This is a genomic window from Sphingomonas sp. S-NIH.Pt3_0716, from assembly GCF_003950715.1.
Lineage (GTDB): Bacteria > Pseudomonadota > Alphaproteobacteria > Sphingomonadales > Sphingomonadaceae > Sphingobium > Sphingobium yanoikuyae_A.
The window spans coordinates 63083-82658 of record NZ_QLJK01000015.1 but is presented as its reverse complement, the minus strand read 5'-3'; the positions used below and the strand labels follow the sequence as shown (position 1 = coordinate 82658).

At 57.7% G+C, this 19576-nt stretch carries 20 protein-coding genes; 7 read left to right on the top strand and 13 right to left on the bottom strand.

What is annotated here, in order from left to right:
- Positions 1-172: 172 nt before the first annotated feature.
- From BRX37_RS13805 to traA, 4 genes are all read right to left on the bottom strand, one after another.
- The gene (locus tag BRX37_RS13805) at positions 173-1477 is read right to left on the bottom strand and encodes a hypothetical protein (protein WP_125987621.1); all 1305 of its coding nucleotides are present in this window, start codon (positions 1475-1477) and stop codon (positions 173-175) included.
- The gene (locus BRX37_RS13800; protein ID WP_125987619.1) at positions 1443-2537 is read right to left on the bottom strand and encodes an MvdC/MvdD family ATP grasp protein; all 1095 of its coding nucleotides are present in this window, start codon (positions 2535-2537) and stop codon (positions 1443-1445) included. The genes BRX37_RS13805 and BRX37_RS13800 overlap by 35 nt, the downstream gene beginning before the upstream one ends.
- 744 nt (positions 2538-3281) lie before the next feature.
- A complete protein-coding gene (locus BRX37_RS13795) occupies positions 3282-4043 on the bottom strand; it encodes a DUF6118 family protein (protein ID WP_010338149.1) in 762 nt (253 codons plus the stop codon).
- A 16-nt stretch (positions 4044-4059) separates the two neighbouring features.
- Positions 4060-7107 carry a Ti-type conjugative transfer relaxase TraA gene (gene traA / locus BRX37_RS13790; protein ID WP_010338148.1) on the bottom strand — a complete coding sequence of 1016 codons (3048 nt, stop codon included), beginning with the start codon at positions 7105-7107 and terminating at the stop codon, positions 4060-4062.
- Positions 7108-7280: 173 nt separating this feature from the next.
- Between traA and traD the strand changes: the two genes are divergently transcribed.
- From traD to BRX37_RS13770, 4 genes are read left to right on the top strand one after another with little or no spacing between them, the layout of a single operon-like run.
- On the top strand, positions 7281-7586 hold the full coding sequence (gene traD, locus BRX37_RS13785) for a conjugal transfer protein TraD (RefSeq protein ID WP_010338147.1): 306 nt from the start codon (positions 7281-7283) through the stop codon (positions 7584-7586).
- Between the two features lie 22 nt (positions 7587-7608).
- The gene (locus BRX37_RS13780) at positions 7609-7878 is read left to right on the top strand and encodes a conjugal transfer protein TraD (protein WP_010338145.1); all 270 of its coding nucleotides are present in this window, start codon (positions 7609-7611) and stop codon (positions 7876-7878) included.
- 56 nt (positions 7879-7934) lie between these two features.
- On the top strand, positions 7935-9158 hold the full coding sequence (locus BRX37_RS13775) for an aspartyl protease family protein (RefSeq protein ID WP_234780512.1): 1224 nt from the start codon (positions 7935-7937) through the stop codon (positions 9156-9158).
- Positions 9158-9790 carry a hypothetical protein gene (locus BRX37_RS13770; RefSeq protein ID WP_010338143.1) on the top strand — a complete coding sequence of 211 codons (633 nt, stop codon included), beginning with the start codon at positions 9158-9160 and terminating at the stop codon, positions 9788-9790. Before BRX37_RS13775 ends, BRX37_RS13770 begins: the two co-directional genes overlap by 1 nt.
- Here BRX37_RS13770 and BRX37_RS13765 read toward each other — a convergent pair.
- Genes BRX37_RS13765 through BRX37_RS13750 form a run of 4 tightly spaced genes read right to left on the bottom strand, consistent with a single transcriptional unit; the run spans position 9782 to position 12447 of the window.
- Positions 9782-10315 carry an RNA polymerase sigma factor gene (locus tag BRX37_RS13765; protein ID WP_010338142.1) on the bottom strand — a complete coding sequence of 178 codons (534 nt, stop codon included), beginning with the start codon at positions 10313-10315 and terminating at the stop codon, positions 9782-9784. The two genes, BRX37_RS13770 and BRX37_RS13765, sit on opposite strands and share 9 nt — an antisense overlap.
- Positions 10312-10890 carry an RNA polymerase sigma factor gene (locus BRX37_RS13760; protein ID WP_125987617.1) on the bottom strand — a complete coding sequence of 193 codons (579 nt, stop codon included), beginning with the start codon at positions 10888-10890 and terminating at the stop codon, positions 10312-10314. Before BRX37_RS13760 ends, BRX37_RS13765 begins: the two co-directional genes overlap by 4 nt.
- On the bottom strand, positions 10883-11806 hold the full coding sequence (locus tag BRX37_RS13755; protein WP_010338140.1) for a HEPN domain-containing protein: 924 nt from the start codon (positions 11804-11806) through the stop codon (positions 10883-10885). Before BRX37_RS13755 ends, BRX37_RS13760 begins: the two co-directional genes overlap by 8 nt.
- Positions 11803-12447 (bottom strand): hypothetical protein, encoded by a 645-nt coding sequence (locus BRX37_RS13750; protein WP_010338139.1) that lies wholly within the window; start codon positions 12445-12447, stop codon positions 11803-11805. Before BRX37_RS13750 ends, BRX37_RS13755 begins: the two co-directional genes overlap by 4 nt.
- A 136-nt stretch (positions 12448-12583) precedes the next feature.
- Here BRX37_RS13750 and BRX37_RS13745 point away from each other — a divergent pair, with 136 nt between their 5' ends.
- Together BRX37_RS13745 and BRX37_RS13740 are read left to right on the top strand one after the other, a co-directional pair.
- On the top strand, positions 12584-12790 hold the full coding sequence (locus BRX37_RS13745) for a ribbon-helix-helix domain-containing protein (protein WP_201038986.1): 207 nt from the start codon (positions 12584-12586) through the stop codon (positions 12788-12790).
- Between the two features lie 257 nt (positions 12791-13047).
- Positions 13048-13407 carry a lysozyme inhibitor LprI family protein gene (locus BRX37_RS13740; protein ID WP_010338138.1) on the top strand — a complete coding sequence of 120 codons (360 nt, stop codon included), beginning with the start codon at positions 13048-13050 and terminating at the stop codon, positions 13405-13407.
- Positions 13408-13572: 165 nt separating this feature from the next.
- Here the strand turns inward: BRX37_RS13740 and BRX37_RS13735 are convergent, their stop codons facing one another.
- On the bottom strand, positions 13573-13998 hold the full coding sequence (locus BRX37_RS13735; RefSeq protein WP_125987615.1) for a hypothetical protein: 426 nt from the start codon (positions 13996-13998) through the stop codon (positions 13573-13575).
- A 403-nt stretch (positions 13999-14401) separates the two neighbouring features.
- Positions 14402-16303, bottom strand: coding sequence for an alpha/beta hydrolase family protein (locus BRX37_RS13730; protein WP_218964264.1), 1902 nt, complete (start codon positions 16301-16303; stop codon positions 14402-14404).
- Between the two features lie 165 nt (positions 16304-16468).
- Here BRX37_RS13730 and BRX37_RS27295 point away from each other — a divergent pair, with 165 nt between their 5' ends.
- Positions 16469-16729 carry a hypothetical protein gene (locus tag BRX37_RS27295; RefSeq protein WP_029547499.1) on the top strand — a complete coding sequence of 87 codons (261 nt, stop codon included), beginning with the start codon at positions 16469-16471 and terminating at the stop codon, positions 16727-16729.
- A gap of 348 nt (positions 16730-17077) precedes the next feature.
- Here the strand turns inward: BRX37_RS27295 and BRX37_RS13725 are convergent, their stop codons facing one another.
- The 3 genes from BRX37_RS13725 to BRX37_RS13715 form a co-directional block, all read right to left on the bottom strand.
- Entirely contained in the window at positions 17078-18277 is a 1200-nt protein-coding gene (locus tag BRX37_RS13725) for an MFS transporter (RefSeq protein ID WP_010336345.1), read from the bottom strand.
- Positions 18278-18395: 118 nt separating this feature from the next.
- Positions 18396-18860 (bottom strand): hypothetical protein, encoded by a 465-nt coding sequence (locus BRX37_RS13720; protein ID WP_080572796.1) that lies wholly within the window; start codon positions 18858-18860, stop codon positions 18396-18398.
- Between the two features lie 213 nt (positions 18861-19073).
- A complete protein-coding gene (locus tag BRX37_RS13715) occupies positions 19074-19535 on the bottom strand; it encodes a hypothetical protein (RefSeq protein WP_143560213.1) in 462 nt (153 codons plus the stop codon).
- Positions 19536-19576 lie beyond the last annotated feature (41 nt).

The following is a 19576-nucleotide window of genomic DNA, read 5'->3' as shown; positions in this document are numbered from 1 at the left end:
GAAATATCAAACAGGATAATACAATCCCTACAATAAAATATCCTACTAATTGCCAAGACACCGGAACGAATATTTCGACGTTGCCTGGAAGCTTATTTATTGAGGAGTCTGAAACGTCTTTCCGAAACATAGCCTCATGAAAACCTCTATAAATATAGATTTAGTAGATAAATTACATTGTAGAGCCAATTAATTCAATTCCTCTATGATCAGAAAAATATTTTACAATCACTCGTCCGCCCGACGTTGTCCATATTCTCGGTTTTTCTTCACCAGGCTCATAAATTACTTGGTCTATGGGAACGGATTCTATATCTTGACCTTTCCTAAACGATTGCAAAAGAGTGGTTTTGGAATGGTCAAATTCTTTAAACTCACGAAACTGCCCGACGAAAAAAATCCGAAAATCTTTCCAGTTTGGAACATTAGCGCTAAATGAAACGCAAGGATGTACTACAGAGGCGCTAACTTGGCCCGCATAAGGTGGAAACGTAACAGCCCTGCCGTGCTTTGTAAATATCACCGGCTTAGTCCACATTGCTCGTTGAGAGCAATCATTGTTACGCATTCGACCATTAGCTGCAACTTGATCAATAGAAAGTAGGCGGTAGTGATACCCTATTAGGTATCCAGCCATCATCTTTTCCCCATCATCACGGACTGATGTAACAATATGATCGAATCCAGCTATAACAATGGTCTTTCCTCTAATTTCTTTTATGGAATCATGCAGCTTTTTTGCTTGATTTTTCTCACGAAATCTTACAAAATTTCCAGAATTGCTAGCAATATCTTGTTCTTCATCGGTAAGTTCATATGCTATTAATTTATAATTTAATTTTTTAGCCAGTCGAACCAAATTTGCAAATACAGGGTCACGGACATACTTTCCGGCTTTTCCATTAACATCCGGTAGCGATACCGAGTTTTCAAATTCTACTTTATCGGCATTAAATGCTTCAGCAGCTATTTTTGTGTATCCGATGGATCGAAGTTTCTTTAAGATTTTTGCGACAAAAAATCTATGACTTGAATCGAAATGGGATTCGTTAAATAGGACAATGTCAGCATCTTTTGCTTTTTCTGTTATATAAGTCTCAGCGTCGCGCGCTTCGGCCCCATCAATGAAATTAATTATATTCAATTTTTGGGCTGGCTTATCTGAGTTGTATATAGCCATGGAGTCTTTGTATCTTCCAACCATGGCATTGTTTTCAGCCTGGCGCATGGCAATATCAAAGCCTACACCTGAATCCTCTTTGGCAGCATAGTGCCGTAGGTCAATCCGATCGCGAAGATAGCAAAGTGAATCGTCTAAATCCCATTTAAATATGTTAAATGGTTCTTCGGTAAATCTAGAACTACATTTATTCAAATCTGAAGCTTCTCCAAACTCACACACCGCAATCATGGCGCCGATACCAAACGTACCGACACCAAATTTACTCAGGAACAACTGACGAATGTATGAATTCATGAATTTTCGGCTCCTCAGCCATAACTAAATTGGCAATCTTGTCAAATTCATGCAGATACACGTGAGGCTTGTTGTTATATACGAAATCATCCGACCTCGATATTAGGAACTTACAAAAGGCATCAAGGAGAGGCACGCTGGGGCAGTCATATTCAAGCCAAAGAAACTGGCCTGAAGGATTGATTTCGAGAAAGACCCACTCTTCGTTGGGGGTCACTATAAAATCAATGGAGCCCGTCACAAGGCTAAGCTCCTTCATCAGGCCTCTGATGCGGTCAGATACAAATTCCGGAGTGTTTATAGGGGTTACAATTCCTCTTGTGTATTCCGGACGTTTTCGCCAATCTAAAAGTGAATTTTTATCTTCTTGGGAATCAATTTTAAATGAAAATATTGTTTCCCCAAATATAACTGATCGAACTTCAAATTTTTTTTCAACATATCTCTGATATATTCCTGGACATGCTGCAATGCTATCTGCCAATTCGTCATTCCACTCAACGAGTTCTGTAAGAAACTCAGCATGAGATCCGTCGCTATGGACCCATGTTGCTGGTGTCGAAGTTTTAAATATAGTGCGCGGATTGTTTTTTATAAAAGACTTTATTTCCAATGGGTCATTGGATATGATTGTCTCTGGGATATCAAATCCCACTGCCCTAGCAATGATCAATTGGAATGCCTTCAGCGATCCAGAATGAAACTCGCCCGGTGGGTTAGCGCAGAAGCAATCGTTATACCCGGAAATGGAGATAATTGATTTTTGGAGTATTCCCCACTCTTGTTCGGCAATTTTTCTATCAGATGGATGTAAGCTTCCCGGAAGATGGACGCCCGCTGGACGGCGCCACCAAATTGTATCAGATTCGCTGATCGGGAATGAAAGATTACTAGCTGTAATCGTAGATTTACCATCAAACCCAGGCCTTAGGGTGATTTTGTGATGATCAGCTAGGGCCGTGAAATATAATATCTGAGGATTGTATCCGATTGTTCTTAATCCCCACGCCACGGCTAAGGCGTGGGGATCATTTTTGAATGAAACTATGGTTATCTTCACTTAAGGAATCTTAACCGAGCTATCATCAAAACTTTCACGGCAACCTACAGTTGTGTAGTGATTGCAGGTTCCATCATGCTCATGTCCTCCACCTCCGGATACGAGCGAAATTTCTTCTGCTGTTAACTCCCGGGCAAGATGACGCGCGAGAATCCTTGTTTCTTTGCGTTCCACTGTTCACCTCCGGTATTAATGACATTTCGGCATGGTTGCTGAATGTCAGGGTCATACTCTCATATTTGGATGCATCGAAATCCAGTCGATCAAATTCAGATCGGCGTATAATTATACCGGCCTGCCTCATGTTTATGATATTTTTAAAATTTATTTTGATCCAATAGCCTATTCATTGGGACGATCTGCTCTGGATCTTAGAAAAAAGGCTTGAAATCATTTGATTTTTCTCTGGAATATACAGCAATGAGTTAATGATATTGTTTCTGTAATGTGTCTTACAGTTTCTGTCGCTGACTACCTCTACACTTATTTCGGAGGTCTGCTAAATTAGCAGGATCGCCGCCCGCTGGTCTGCGACTGGCTTTTCAATGGATTTTCCCGGACTGAAAGCGCCACTGTCAACCTATCGAGTGAGGCTTACGAATTCGTTCTGGTTGTTGACGAAATTCAGCGAGATATTGAGGGTTTCAAGATGGCCGGTTGCGGCTGTGAAGGGTTGCAGATCGCAGCCTTCCCAAATATGCGTAAACCGCGGTTGGCTTCATTGGGTAACGCCAAGCAATACAGTCAAGATTGTGGTGTCTCGACCCTGACGGTGCAACGCACCATCTCCTTAGCCTTTGCCGCCACCTCCTCGCACGCGGCAATGGCGTCGCGGTTAGCCTGCCGCATTTCGGCAGCGTCAACAATAGCCTGCCACCCCTCCGGGTTCCCGACCCGCATCATGCGAATGCCCGCATCCCACAGCGTCGGTTCGCCCATCGTGCGACGCGCAACCCGCTCAGGCCAGTGCCAGTTTTGCGGGCCGAGGCTGGCCGCCCAGCCCGGATAGATCAGCCATAGGAGCGACACGGCGAGGATAGCTCCTCCGATGGCATAGAGAATATGCCATTGCTGTTGCTCCCTGGTGCGAACCGTGCCGACGCCCCTGTTCATGGCCGCGATGGCCTGGCGATGAAGCTCCCGCGCGTCTCTGATGGCTATCCTGTCGGCCTCGCGCGCCGCTTCCGCCGCTGCCATTATCCGCTCGGCCATGCTCTCCGGCGTCATTTTGAGCGCTTCGGACTCCTTGATCGCCTTCATCTGCTTGGCAAACTCCGCGATATTGCCGTTGATTCGGCCAAGCGTCGGATTGTAGTCGGGAACGTCGAGGCTCTGCTTCTCGACCGCGATATGCTCCAGGGCGCGCGTCATCATCGCCATGCGCCCTTCAAGCCGCTCCTCCATCTCCGCTACGCGCGCCACAAGGCGCGCGAAGGCTTCCGCCGCTGAACCTGCCTGCGGTTCGCGGCCAGGCTGGTTCGGCTTCATGTCGTCATTGTCGTCCATATCGTCTTCTCCTGGTCTAGCGTTCCATGCCGCGGCTAATGTCGCGGTCATGATCGAAAGGGATGGAGGCGGCGAGGTCGCGGCCGATACTGCGGCCCATGTCCTGACCGATCTCAAGGCCAAGCTCGCGGCTGCGCAGCCCCAGCACGGATTCAAGCTGGGCGTCGCGCTCAAGGCTCTTCGCCATGTCGGCCATGTGCTGCGCTGTGGTCTTCGCGCCCCGAAAATCGCCGTCGCGCATCAGCTCCCCATGGGCACGCTGCAATTGCTGCCAGCCCTCTATGAAGCGGTCGGCACGTTGGAACGGGTCGATGCGGATTTCCGCTTCCAGTTGCATCGCCCGCATGGCGGCCTGGCTGAGACCTTCCGCCGCCTCGCGGATCAGTTCAGGGCCGCCCCGAAACGCGCTGTCCAAATCGGTGGAACCTTGGGGCCGGATCGCGTCCAGGGCGTCCCGCGCCTTGTCCAGCGCCTCGCGCTGGTGGGGCATGGCGTCAATGCCCTGCGCGCGGGTCTGCCGGATTGCATCAACCGCTCTGGCGTAGCGCTCGACCGCGCCGCGCAGGCCGCTTGCCCGGAGCGGCTGCGGGTTGCGGTCGTGCTGCTGCTGGCGGGCCGGATCGGGCTGGGACACGAAACGGCCAAGGTCGAGGCCGTCGAACATGCCGCGCCGGGGTTCGGGCGCGGCCGATGGCTCGCGTTGCTGGCCGGACAGGGACAGGCGCAACCCGTCGAAGATTCCGCGGGCCTTCTCCGCGCCTGCGCGGGCCATTTCCGCGATGCGCTCGCCAACGCCGATGCCGCGCCGCTCCGCGAACTCTTGCGTCGGATCGCGCTGGGCCGGGTCGCGGCGGTCATAGTCGCCCGCCATGTCTTTGGTCCGCTCGCGGGACAGGATGCGGACAAGGCGGGACTCGTCCTTGAAGTCGTCGCGGCCGTAATGAACAGCCAAGCCGTCCCGATGGCGGGACATGCCGACATAAGCGCCGTGACGGTCCATGCCCGGTGTTGCCAGCATATGCGCCCGGTCAACCGTCATGCCCTGCGCCTTGTGGATCGTGGCCGCGTAACCATGATCCACATGGGCATAATCTTTCATGTCGAACGCGACGCTGCGCCCGTCATCGGTGCGGACGGTCATGCTCTGCTGGTTCACCTGTTCGACGGTGCCAAGCGTGCCGTTCTTGACTTCAAGGCTGCGCTCGTTCTTGAGGAACATCAGGCGGTCGCCGATGGCAAAGGCACGGTCGCCGCGCTCGGTTTTCATGCGCACATCGTCGCCAAGCTGCCCCGCCACGCGCATCCGGTCGCGGGCGGCTTCGTTCAACTCGCGCACCTCGTCATTGGTGTGCGTGAGGATGATCCGGGTTTGATCGGGCGCGGCAATGCGTTCGCTGTCCCAACGCTCGACAAGCTCGCCGCGCGCCTGCTCGCGCGTCTCGGCGGCATGGACCATGCCATGATCGGCATAGGCCCGGATCGCCTCGCCGGTCCTGCCGGTAGCAAGCTGACGGGTGGCGTCGCGCTGCCATTCCTCGTGCTGGCGGCGCACCTCTGTAATCTCGACGCCGCCATGCCGCTCGTTGATTGCCCGGAAGGCTGCGCCCGCCTCGATGGCCTGCAATTGCTGCGGGTCGCCTACCAGCACGATCTTTGCGCCGGCGTCGGCGGCATGGGACAAAACGCGCTCCATCTGGCGCGTGCCGACCATGCCCGCCTCGTCGATCACCAGCACGTCGCGGGCGGTGAGTAAGTCGCGGCCCTGCGACCAGCCATGTTCCATGCTGGCGATGGTGCGCGAGGCAATGCCGGAACCGTTTTCCAGCCCTTCGGCGGCGATGCCGGAAAGCGCCGCGCCCCGCACCTCGAACCCCGCGCGCTCCCACGCCTCCCGCGCAACGCCAAGCATCGCGCTCTTGCCGGTGCCTGCGTAGCCGACGACCACGCTCAACCCGCGTTCCCCTGTCACATGATCGAACGCCGCGCGCTGCTCGCCCGCCAACACCAACCCGCGCCCTTCCGCGCTGGCCAATACGGCAGTGCGGTCCTTCTCGTCCACGCGATGCCGCTCGCGCTCGGCCATCAACTCGCTGGCGCGCTGCAAACGCTGCTCGGTTTCGATCATTTCGCGGCTGGTGAACCGATCATCGCCGCGCCCATCCTTGCCCAAGGCGACAAGTTCCGGCGACGCGCGAACGGCGCTCATCGCCCGGTCATATTGCTCCTTGCCGTCGCTGTGCCGATGCACGAACATGGCGAGGTCGCGCGTCGTGAATGTCGCCTGCTGGTGCGTGATCGCGTCCAGCGCCACGCGCGGGTCGGCAATGATGCGTTCGCCGTTACGCTGCGCTGTCTCGCGGTGATCCTCGATCCGCTCGGATTCAAGCCCGCGCTCGCCCATGCGCTGTGCGGCGGGGCCGATCTTGTCTTGCGGCTCAAGCTCGATGCCCTGCGCTTCCAGCGAGCGGTGATCTATGCGGGCATCAATATCCAGTTCGGCGAGGCGCGCGTTGACGTGATCCGCCCACCGCTCGCGCCATTGTTCGACAAGCTCGGTCCTGTTCCAGTCGCGTTCCTTCGCGCCGAAACCATCTTTGCCCACCTCGCGCATGGTGAGCATGACATGGGCGTGAGGCTTGGGCTGGTCGTCCGCGCCAATGGCTCCCCTGAGCGAAGTCGAAGGGTCCCAATGCACATTCAGGTCGGCAATCATGCCGCGCGCGACGAACTCCTGACCGACGAAATCGCGGGCAAGCTCGATGCCCTGTTGCCGGTTCATCTCGCGTGGAATGGAAAACTCCACCTCGCGGGCAAGCTGCGCATCCTTGCGCTTCTCGGTCGCCTCGACCTCGTTCCAAAGTGTGGCGCGATCCGAGAAGCGTTCCGGCGCACCTTCGGGCAGCATGATTTCGCTATGCTCGACGCCGGACTTGGCGCGGAAATCATGGTCTCGGTCCAGCCGCTCGTCGTGCAGCCGCTCGCCTGCCCGATAGGCGGCGGCTGCAACGGCGCTGCGCCCGCTGGCGCGACCGATGACCTGAACCGAGAAGTGATAGATTGCCATAACGGCAATCCATCTACGCCACTAAGCGCACGTCGGCACGACGTATAAGCGCGCCCTCCTCGAATAAATTCCGAGCAGGGACTAGGCGGTGTCATCCCGTCTCAGCGACTCTACTGCGTCACCGCCTGCCTTCTTCTATCATAGGCGCATCATCACTCAATGGAGACTTTGCGATGCGCAAGCCCAAGGACTTCGATTCGGAACTGAAAGCCCTTGCCGACAAGACGAAGGCGATCAAGGAACGGCGCGTGCGCCAGCTTGGCGAACTGGTCACGGCAACCGGGGCCGATGCGCTCGACGCCGATCTATTGGCCGGGGCGCTACTCGGTGCCGTCGCCAGCAAGGATGCTGCCACAAAGGAGGGCTGGCGCAAGGCGGGCGCGGCCTTCTTTCAGGGCAAGACACGTCAGGCTGCGTCGCGATCTGACCAACGGCCGGAAGGCACTCTACCGCTCGACGGCGGCGCGGCACCGCGTTGAGGCCCGAAAGGCGAGAACTGACATGCGCGAATGGATGGTCGAGCGCAGGGCGCGCACGAAGCAATTGATCGAACTGGGCGGCCTTGTTGTGAAGGCTGGCCTCGTCGATCTCACCGACGATGATCGCACGACGCTTTACGGGGCGTTCATTGCGATAGCGAGGAAGCTGGAGTGCGAGGATCGCGATCAGGTGCTTGCCTTGTGGAAGCGTAGCGGCAAACGTGCGTTCGAGGCCGAAGCGGAGCAGCAGAACCATATCGCAAGTCGATCTCACGAAGACCGCCGCCAATAGGGCCAGTCTTTTGCTTCAGCAGGGTTGACTTGGGTCTCAGATCGAAATCTTCTCGCATGGCGCAATCGATCACTGGCGTACGCCCGATATTTCGCACGGAAGGGAACCGGACCGCCATGCAAAGGCGTGATGTTTTGAGCGGATTTGCGTTCACCCTGATCGCGGGGCTGGCAAGGCCCGTTCTCGCTCAGGAAGGGCGTGTGATCGTCAGCAAGATCGCTCTTCTGGATGGTCGCGTGGTGACGCCGGTGACGATTGCGGGCAACGGGCCGTATCTGTTTCTGCTGGACACAGGCGGGGCCGGTAGCCTGATCGATGCGAAGCTCGCTCGCGAGTTGAAGCTCCAATCGACGGGTTCGGTCAGGACGCGCGGCGTCGGTGGGCAAGCCGTGCTTGGCAGCTACACCGCACGGGACGTCATATTCGGCGGCGGAGCGCGCCAGCCCGTCGTGTCTCTTTCGGCCATAGACGGAGGTTTCGGTCCTCGTGTGCGCGGCTCTTTGGCCGCTGGCATTCTCACGACCGTCGATAGCGATCTCGATATCGAAGCAGGCGAATGGCGAGCCTATCCGGATGGTCGTCCCGAACGTGTTGGCTTTGTGAAACTGGAACGCGCAATTCGCAGCGACAGTATACTAGGCCGCAACGCTGCTTCGCCCCGCTTGTACGGCGATATACAAGTCAACGGCATGGTCCTCGATTGTCTGCTCGATACAGGCGCGCCAGGTGCCATCTCGATCAGCTACGACAATGCGCGCCGCCTGGGGTTATGGGATGATGCGCGGCCCTTCACCCCGCAGGCGACAAGCGGGATTGGTGGCAGTGGCGGGATCGGCAGAATCGTGCGGGCCGATAACGCCCTATTTGCCGGTCAGCGTTTCGATCGACCGCTGGTCCTGCTGCGAGGCCCCTCGGACGGCGCGCGGGGTCATGACGGCATCGTCGGTCTGTCGATGCTTCGCGGCTTCAACCTATCGACGGAAGTCAGGACACGTTCCCTTTGGTTGCAGCGCCATTCCGATGCCGCACCATTGCTGGAGCGTTATGGAATGTCGGGTCTATGGCTGGAAAACAAAGGGAATGAAATCCGTGTTGCGGTCGTCGGGACCGGCAGTCCTGCCTCGGCGGCCGGTATTCAGGTCGGGGATCGGATTGCCGGTCTCGATTTCCGGTCGGCGATCGCGAGTATAACGGGGCCTCCGGGTAAAAGCGTGGAGCTATCCGTCGCGAGCGGCGATCAGACGCGATCCGTTCGCTTCGCTTTGACCCCGTTTTTGTAATGTCCGTGCTGATCGATCCCGCCTTTCCGATGGTGCTGCGTAACGATGCCGTGCGCGTCCATCGCAACGCTGTGCGGCGGGATTTCGCGGTCAGCAAGGACACCTATGATCTTTACGCTCTGGCAGGCCTGACCAAAGGCGAGGAAAATCTCTGGGCGAAGTTCTCGACGCTCGGACAGGGCAAGGCCCGGTATGATCTGTTGCAGAAGCTGATTGCACGTCAGCCTGCTCTTCGGCTGGGATTGCTGCTGGACGATCTCGCCGAAGCCTTGCTCCTTGTCGGTGTCGCCGATCTGCGCACGTGCGACGGCGCACTTCTGGTGCTGGAATGGATAGACGATAACTTCGGCGCCCCGCTGCTCCCACCATCGGTTTTAAATGATTTCAGGCCGAAATTGCGGGCGCTTCGGCGACGGCGGTTCGGCTGGGTAGTGCCGCCGCAAAGCGGGGGCAAAGACCACGGGGCGGCAAGGGAAGGCGATGGCCCGATGGAGTATCCCCGTGTGTGGCTGTCAGAAGCGCAACTCGAACGTTATCGCGCCGATGCTGATTGGGCAGCAATTTTTGATGACGACGCGTCGCCCGGTAGGGCTGTCGTAAAGCGCAGCACCCGTCCGGGAAGTTCAGACTGAATGCTCTTGCCGGAACCTTTCGATATGGCGCCTGGCTCTTATCATGTGCCGTTGGACAATCCATAGCGGCGCATTCATTTGGGCCGCGATTTCAGTGTAGGTGAAGCCATCCAGCCGCGAGAGCAGAAAGATGCGGCGGGTGTCCGATGGAAGTTCGTCCAACGACGCTATGCACAACGCTAGTAACTCGCGATCTTCGAGGACTCTGTGCTGGTCGGCTTCCTTGCGCGCATTGCTTCCTTGATCGAGCGGAACCTGTAACCGGACGGATCGCTGCGGGGCGCTGTCCGCATGGTCGCGCACGAGGTTCCTTGCGATGACCTTGAGATAGGCTTCGGGGCTGTCGACCTCGCTGATGTTTCCCAGTCGGGCGAACCGCACAAAGCTCTCCTGCGCCAGTTCGGACGCCAGATCGAGATTGCGCGTCAATCCCCGCACATATCGCCAGATGGTACGGAAATGCGCCCGGTAAATTTGGTCCACGCGCCGGTCGGCGTCTGGCGGGTTTGCCGGTTGCGCGGTCATCGCGCTCTCCGCCTGACCACTTCCGCCAACCATTCCCCGAAGGTCATCGGACGCCATGCAAGACGCGCGCTGGCAAGCAACACCCGGCGCATCATGTCCCATCTGGACAGCCCCTTGCGCCGCGCGATCTCGTCGATGTCGCGATTATCGACCAGCGTCAGAAAGCCCGTCTCGAACGCTCTGTCAGGCAAGGCGTTCACGAGCGATCGCAGGACGGTCACGTCATCATCGGCGCTGTCGTCCCAGGGGATCGGCAGGATTATGCCGACATGGCGCAGCCGCCGCGCGCAATAGCGGCGATGCCGCTTGCGCAATCTTTGTTCCGCGCCGATGATAGGCTCGCGCTGTCGGGGGCTGTGCGGCCTTCCGTCAAGCGCCGCATCGATCGCCAGCAAGGCCTCGCTCAAACATGCTTGCACCGCCGTGATAGGGATCGTGAGCCGTCTGCCGATCTCGTTATAGCCAAGCTCGTCCACACGGTGCAGCAGGAACACGGTCCGCAACAGCGGTGGCAGACTGTCCACCGCTCGCCTATAGGCGGCGCGTGTTGTCGCATCGGCTTTCCGCTTACGCATGGCACATCTCCTCACTCGTGGGAGCGGGGCCGTTCAGCCCTGTGCTGCACTGTACAACTACCATCGCGTGCAGGATCGCGGTGCGTTCCATCGCCCATGCCAGTTCTTCACGGCTGATCCGGTAGCGGCGCCCATAGCGCACTTCGATATAGGCACGGCGGATGCAGCCGAAGGCGCGGCGCTCGAACGGCGTTTCACGCGGCCATGCCTCGCGCAATCGAATGTCCAGCGCTTCCGCGCTTTCGCGCAATTCGTCCAGCGCGTGGGTGCGCGGCCCATGCAGGGTCAGCGACCACAGCACACACTGATAGAGATGCTCGCACGCCTGATGCAGCAGCAGCGCGGCCATCGGCGCATTATCCTGCCGTTCGTAGAAAGCAGCGCCGGTCAGGAAGTCGCTGGCGCGCGTATGCCAATGGGCATATTCTTTCAGCCCGAGGGCGCAGCGATCCGGGCCGGACATGCTGCGTGGCGGTTGAAGGCGCAAACCCTCCGACTGATACAGCGCGATGCCCTGCGCGGCGATGCTGACGAAATGCGGGACGCCATCCGCAAGCGCGCCATTGAACCGCTCCAGACTTTCGACAGTGAGCCGCACCGGGTGGGTGATCTCGCCAAACTCCCATGCGCGCCCCAATCTGTCGCGCACCAGCCGCCAGTCTCGTTCGCTGCGCGCCAGCCGAGTATAGTTGACGATCGCCAGCAAGCGGAACGCTTCTCCCGGCGCGACCGCGCCCCAATCCGTCCCGGCATGGGAGCCGTGGAGGACCAGCGCGAGGACGCGGCCCGCTCGGAAATGTTCAGAGCATCGGCCCTTGGTCGTTTCCTCGAATGCCGCGAACAGGATCGTAGCGACGCGAAGAAGCTCCGTCCGGACCGGTGCGGGCAGATGTTCGCCGTCGGTGCGCAGCATCATGACCGCGCCTCGTTCGATCGGCGCTGACATCCCCTCGGGCGCGGGTGGCCGGTCACGTCATGCACGCGGTCCAGCAAGGCGCGGACAAGCGGTGTGATCGTGGCGGGGACGAAGCCGCCCGTGCGGGGCCGGTCTTCCTCCCAATCATCATAGTGATAGCCCCACTTCCAATAGGGTGAGAGAACCGCCGCGAGCCGCGCCATGTCAGGGCAGTCATAGCCAAAGCCGCACGCATTGGCGTAGGCCAGCGCCTTGGCGATATCCTGCTTTATGTGACGGGCGTTCCATTCATCGGCAAAGCCTACGTCAAGCAGATAGGCGCATAGCGCCTGCTGACAGACGAAACCCGCGAAATGCAGGGCCGGGTTGGAAAATCGGCTTTCGTGGAAAGGAACGATGTCTGTCAGCGACCAGCGCCGTTCCGCGTTGTGATAGCGGAAGCGGCTGATGCTTCGCCCCTCTTTGGTGCGCGAAATCGTCGCCGGTTCGTCGTCATAGCGTTGGTAAAGCGACGCCAGCGCATTCGCCCAGGGCGAGGTGATGGCCGATGCGGTGACAGGAGCTATCGCCAGCCCATGCAGCAGGGCGCGTCGCGATGTGCCGCTATTCGATTCGCTGGAACGATTTTCGAGCTTCGCCATTGCCACGCCTCCATCGGCTGTGCCCTTCAAACTGCCTCGCGCAGCCAAAGAACTATCCGATATCGCTTATACGGCCATTGGCAGCTATTTTTCAATAACCGATATCCCTTAATGAACTTGCGATTGAAAGGGCGTCATGGCCGGTTACGAGACTTCCATGGGAAGACCGCCGCTTGGAGTTAAAACGACTGTCGTTCGCCTGCCTGATGGCTTGGCGGAGCGAATTGACGATCTGATCGGCCCCAATCGGCGCGCCAAGTTCATACGCGAAATCGTGGAACGCGAAGTCGAGCGGCTGGAAGGTGAGCGTGAGGCAAAATTCGGCAAGCCATCTTCAACCTGACGGGAAACCCTCAAGGTGCGGTTGTCGGGCACATCGCCAATCCGGCGGTGATTTTCGGACACTTCCAGCGCTTACCGGCCTTCGCCGCACCGTGATTTACGAGACCACCGCAGAAATGCGCGCATTTTGACTGAAATCGATGTGATTTTCGACAGCGTGAAAAGCTGCCGGTCGCCCACCGACCAATGCCGGACGCTAAAATCCTCGACACGCCTATTGGAAAGCTGCCATCAGTTTGATGCACGTATGAGGAGCCAATGATGTCACTCGCAATGATTTTGGCTCTCCAAGTTTCTCTCTCCGGTTTGCCCGATGACTTGAAAGAGGGCTGCAACGACAAGGATGGCACAGTGGCGCTGTCCTCTTGCTATTCCGATCACGCCAGTCTCTGGGATAAAAGAATGCGCGCAGCATACCCGGTCGCATTCGAACATGCCCAAGGGGAACAACGTAATGCGCTGAAGAAGGCGCAGGCAGCTTGGGTTAAATACCGCGATGAAACATGCGAATTCTACAATCTTGAACAAGGCAGCATACACGTCATTTTGAGCGCGTATTGCCAACTCGACCTCACTCGCCGCCGTGCGTTGGAGTTAGAGGAATACGTCCTTCCCTAAAGTACTCGCACATGCCCAGCTATCGACGTTGGCATGCCATGGCCTATCCGCCCATCCAATCCATCAACCGATGCGGTGACAGACAAGCAGGCTTTTGCCGCCATGCCGCTCACCGTGTGATTTACCACAGGGCAGTCGCGCTCGCCGCATGGCCACTTATGACATTTATTTTCTACGAGAACATGCGTAATCAAAATATGGATAATCCATGCTGAAATCATCGTAAGGTGAGAACTGCGCGTCGTTATCGTATTCAGCTATTACTTTCTCATTCGTGCCCCATGAGACCCATCTGGCCATTTTTTTCTTACATTTAATTTCAGCAACGCCAAAATTTTGTTCAATGAATATATCGCTTTTGATGTAGGTGCGCTTCACGGTAATAGACGAGACATCCTTGATATGTCTTACCGCCAGGATGTCCCACGTGACCGCTGCTGTGCGCTCAGTGACAAATGTAGCCAATGCGCCGTTTGCGGTTTTGGAAGAAAGCACAAACGGACTTCTAAGCCTTTGGACCGGTTGAGCAGTAGCATTAGCGCCAATGACGGATGTTAGGATGGTGGTGAAGCAGATCAGCGTTTTAAACATGATTCTTGAGTAGCACTTTGGTCTTACTGGATCGCTAACCGGAGTCAGACTGACCTACCAATCCTTTCCTACGTCATCGTCATTACACCCATGCATGACAATCAGGCGTTTCCGTCAGCATCCGCTTTGAAGCATCGCGTATGGCTGAGTGATTAACCAGCTACGATCGATCCCGCTCGGTTCGCTTCCGATTAGGAGCATTGCCGCCCGCAGGTCGTCTGGCAAGGTTGGAAAAGCGGTCCCATTTAGCGCAGGCGCGGACCACGCCCCACGCCTCGATACTCTCGTCCGCGACGACAAGATGTCAACGGCGAACAGGATCGTAATGCATGCGTCTATGCGCGCTACGAGCGTCGAGCTGGCGGACGACAAAGCCGCCATCGACCACGGGCCGCATACTTTGTCAGTGCTGATCTTTCAAATAGCGATCAAACCAGGTGATTAGCTCATCGTAGAGATTGCGCACATTTGCTGGGGAGAGCGCAATGGAATGGTTCTCTCCGTGGTAGCGCAGCAGGCGCGCCGGCTTTCCTTGCTGATCAAGCAATGTGAACATCGCCTCGGCTTCGGCAACGCTTCCCCGTATGTCGAATGTGCCGTGCGCCATGAGCAGCGGGGTATGGATCGTTGAAGTGTACATGATGGGCGAATTGGCCGCGTAAATCCGTGGATCACGATAGGCCTGTTCTGGCATGCGCATGGCAGTCGTCACGATCGTGGGATTAACTCCCTTGTCCTGAGCAATGCCTGGCCAACCGTCGCCGCTGCGATCAAACGCTCCGTACGTCGTGTGCATGTCCGCGATCCCATCGATAGCGGCGGCTGCCGCGAAGCGGTCGGTTTGGGTGACAAGCGAGTAGGTGGCGTAGCCGCCGAAACTCTGCCCAAAGAGCCCGACACGTCGCGGGTCGCTCCCTTCCAGTTCGATGAGTTTGTCCACAGCTGGCAGCACCCCTTCTTTCATATGGAGGTAGGGGCCACCGGATAGCTCCTGTGCGCGCGGCATCGATGGGACGAGGACCGTATACCCTTTCGCCGCATAAAGTTGGAGGTTGTAGATCCCAGGCAAAAGGCGGTCGTCCCAATAGTCCTGCTTGCCCCGGATCATGGTGCCCGGATAAACCCATACCAAGACTGGGTGGCTTTGACCGTGACGATGTCCGGGCGGATGGATCACCAGGGCCTTCAGCGGTGCGCCGCCTTCACTGACATAATCAATCGTGGAAATTGTCCCCCAGTCGACTGAGGCCAGATGGTGGTTGACCCGGAAAAGCTCCAGCGTCCGACCGGTGCCGGCCGGTCTTCCTTGTAGCACCATCCCCCGATCAGTCAGTTCCCGCCATATTGAACCGTACCTGTCCTGAGCGAGAAGCTGTGCGCTTGAGGGCAATTCAAGACGCTTCGACTTGGTCGGGGGAGAGGCTGGACGCGGTTTGCTCCCTGCCGACAGATACCACCAAGTTTCGGTTCCCTCGCTGGCTGAAATCTGCCGTCCGCGTATGAGCAAGGAGCTGTTTTTGAGCCATCGGGCAGAGAGCTCGTGGTCAACCGGACCGGCGTCCCAAGCCCGATCGACAAAGTTTGGGGCGACGGAAGAGACTTTCCCGGAACTTGCATCGAGACGAAACACATGCACATCGCGGGTACTGCCGGACGCCCGCGCGCGCAAAAGCAACGCGGTACTGTCAGGAGACCAGTCCAGCAGGTCCAGTGGATAGCGTGCCTCTTCCGGCACCGTGACCCGGCGCGGCGGAGACTTGGCGGTGAGGTCGATGAGGATGAGTCGCTTATCCGATGCGGTTTCATCATTGTTAAGAGGTTTCGGCCCGACCTCCTGAGGCGGGATCACGTCAGCAGGGGCCAGGACAGCCGCTGTCTTGCGGTCCGGGGAAACTACTAGGGAGAGCATTCCACGAAAAGGAAAGGCCGGGACGCTAGCGAGAATCTGCCGTTCGCCACTCGCTACATCAATCAGGGAGATTTCCACCTGATACTGTTCTCGTGTCTTAGAGAGATTTTCCCTCCCGCTGTCAGCGACGTCGACGGTGCTTGTCATTCCATCCCGCAGCGTTTGGGCGATCTCACCGGCAAACTGCAGTGGGCGCGTGTTCTGGGTGAGTAGTGATGAATTCTGCCCGGCAGGCATCTGCAGGACGAGCAACCTGTGTTCGTCGAGCCAGAGAAATGGTGCGCGTTCGCCTGCCCCCTCCGAGGGTGTACATCCCAGCGACTGGCGCTTCGCGTCTGCTCCTCCACGCAAGTCCAGCGCATTAAGCGGAGAGCCGTAACGCGTCATGGTCATCATGGGCTGCTGCGAAATGCGCCGGATCCCGTCTGTAGCGCGGCTCCACATGTATAGGCGAACGGCATCCCCGCCATGTGGCTCGGCTCCTTCGGGGCGGGTCGATAGAAAGGCGATCCTTTTACTGTCCGGACTCCACTGCGCGCACCAGTTTCCGGCCGCTGCCGCATGCCCATCAGTGAGGTTCCGACGGTCAGATCCATCCCGCCGAACAAGCCAGACATCGGCGCGGGACGGATCAACTTCATAAAAGGTGCGACCGGCCACTTCCCCCTCTCCGGCTGGCCGTTGCACAACGACAGCAAGGTCCTCTCCATCGGGAGAGGGGGCGACCTGCTCCATAGCTACCGTGCGAAGGACATCGTCTATCGTCAGGGGGGCCGCATTTGCCGTTCCGGAGATCAAAGTGATGGCCGTAAAGGCCAGTGAGACGTAAAATGATCTGCGCATGCCCCAGCTTTGATCCCACTAGTGAATATGGCCTCTCAATAGAGGCGCCCATCTTCTCAAAGGCAAGATTTTCGGCTCGTTGCTGCCGACCCCGATGTCGGCAATGGGGCGTATCGGTGGAACGCCTCTACGCCACTATCGGCATCATTTCCCAGTCCCGAGCGGCCGTGGCGCAGCGCCTGCTGTATTGCCAACCCGATCTCTAGCCGGAGCCAATCGGCGCGATGCTCTTCGGGTACCGCGTTCGTCGCCCATTCGGCGTAGGTTCAGTGCCCGTCACTGATGGTAATAACATGCCGCTGCGCGAACCGCTGCGCGGAAAACAGGTCAGTCCCAGCGCGTCGATGCTTTGACGGGTGCTGCGCGCCATCGGCCATTGAACATCCGCCACCCGATTAGACCCGCGCCGACGCCTAATAGGCCGCCGACGAGGTAGGCCGTTGGCGCATTGTCCGGCACGAATAAGCCTCCGGCGATATACCCCCCGATTACGGAGGTTCGCGTCACCGCGCCGTAGATAGCGGCGACCTTTCCATGATCGGCGGGCGGGCATTCCGATTGGAGCAGGGTGCGGACCGCGACATTGTGAATGCTGTTCGCGCCGCCGCCCAGGATGAAGGCGACAGCCACGATCGCAAATCCGATCGGTGCAAGGCCGATCAACAGCATCGTCGCGCCCATGACAGCGGCCGTGCCGAACGCAGTTTGGCCGATCCTATGGCCCATGGCGCGCTGGGCCAGCGCAGCGCCGATCAGCATCCCGCCCGCCCATAGCGCTGTTAACACACCGAAGGCGGTTGGCCCGCTGCCCATTGTCACCATGACGAGGAACACGAATGCAACGTCAGCAATGGCGGTCGCGAACACTTCAAAGCTGAGTGCGCCTGTCACCACCATCAAGCGCCGATTGCGGAGCAGCGGCAGATAGTCCGCAAACAGGGTTTGCTCCTCCTGGTCGCCCCGGTGCGGTTTGCGCCGCAAGCCGCTCGCCAGCACGACGAGCGCAAGAAGGGCAAAACTGAGGGCATCGGCGAAAAGCGCGTTGCGCGATCCGATCCAGCCCACAAGCACGCCACCCGCGACAGGGCCAGCGAGCATTCCAAGACTGCGCGCCAATTCGAGAAGGGAATTGGCGCGCGCGAGCGTCGTTCCCAATCCGCTCGCCAACACTGGTATCAGCGCGAATGTCGCCGCGCTACTGGCCGTGAACAGGACGCTCAGCAGCACGGCACCTCCGAGCGTGAACATGGGGTAGTGGGCTATGAGCGCAATCACGCCCGCTTGCAGCGCCGATGCGATGGCCAAAATACGAGCCGCGTCCCGGCGGTCGATCAACTGGCCTACATAGGGCGCGGCGATAAGGCCGGGAAGCAACTCTGCGATCAGCAGCACTGGCACCGCGTAGGCGGGAGCGTTCTCGGCGGTACGGAACATCAGCGTCAGCAGCGTGATTTCGTCGCCGACGGTCGAAATAGTCAGCGCCGCCAGGACCAGCCATCCCCAGCCTCGCCGGAACTCAACGCCCACTCACTTGCCCTTCCACGCTGGCCCTCTCTTTGCGGATTATTCTGTGCAGACGAGATCGCAATTGACGATCAGGTGAAACCCGGCGCGATCCACGGGGTTTTCGTCAGGCAGGACCAAGCTACTCGACGACGAAAACGGTACGGAGGCTACAATCAGCGGGAGCTTGTTCTTCCTCGTAGAGTCGCACCCGATCAATCGCTTTCAACTGGGATACTGTGAACGGCCGTGACGATTCGAAATAAGCTGCGGCGTGTGAACCATTCCAGATCGCAATTCGGTAGCGGCGGTTTGTCTTACGCTGCCCGAACCGTGCGGGATTGTCTGCGGCGGCGGCCTTAATTATTCGACCGTCCGGACGACGGGCCCAACCGATACCGTAAACGTGCATTTCACCAAATGAACCTTCCCAGCGGAAGCTGCCTCCGTGTATACCTCCGTCCAGGGTTGTCACTTTCTCCCCGTGCAGAAGATCAATTATTGGCGAATAGCCACAGAACCTTGCAGGCCCTTCGATTTCGCTAGCTTTGGCGGGTTCAGGGGCTGCTGCGACAAGCGCAAGAAACCCGATAGACAACAACTTCATACCCGATCCCTTTGAGCTTATATTGCTGGCTTGAGCTACCATCGCCCTCCTCGAAAATAGGCGATAACCCCCGCCTGCCATGTCAACTCCGACTGATTGCAGCCTCGCAGCCTCTGCCCTCGTCTCAGCATCAAAATTACTTGGGCGGCCGGATCAAAGCCGCAATGCCTTCCGCTTCCCGTACATAGAAGGAGTATGGGTGGTGCCCCACTGTCACGACATCGATTTTTTCGGGATATAATATCTGGGTGGCGGCTCGTTCGCTCCCGAACTGGAATCGGTTCTATCAATAGGGCAGATCCGGGAAATCGCATCCTCGAGGCGCTGAGCAGTATCTTTGTCGAGTACCCACGCAGCCCGTTTCATTGAGGTATAAGGTGCATCCTTCACCGATACCTGGCTGCGACCAACTGCCGTTCCACGCCAAAGACCATCTGCATTCCGGGCGACGATGATGCTGTACTCTTGTGTAGCCAAATGGCCGCCTTTGCCGTGCAACATGACCATCGGTGGAACGTTAGGCATTGGTTCATCCATCGCCTGCCGCAACGCGCGATGTTCTTCGATATCAGATGTTGTCGGCTTTAGTTGATCCGTGGCTACGGGGACGCAAACTGGGATCGCGATCGTCGGATCAGCCACAGAAGCCGAAGCAAGGAAAAATAGTCCGATCATTTTTCCAGGATGTATTTTTATCAGGCCTCTGGCAACCTGGA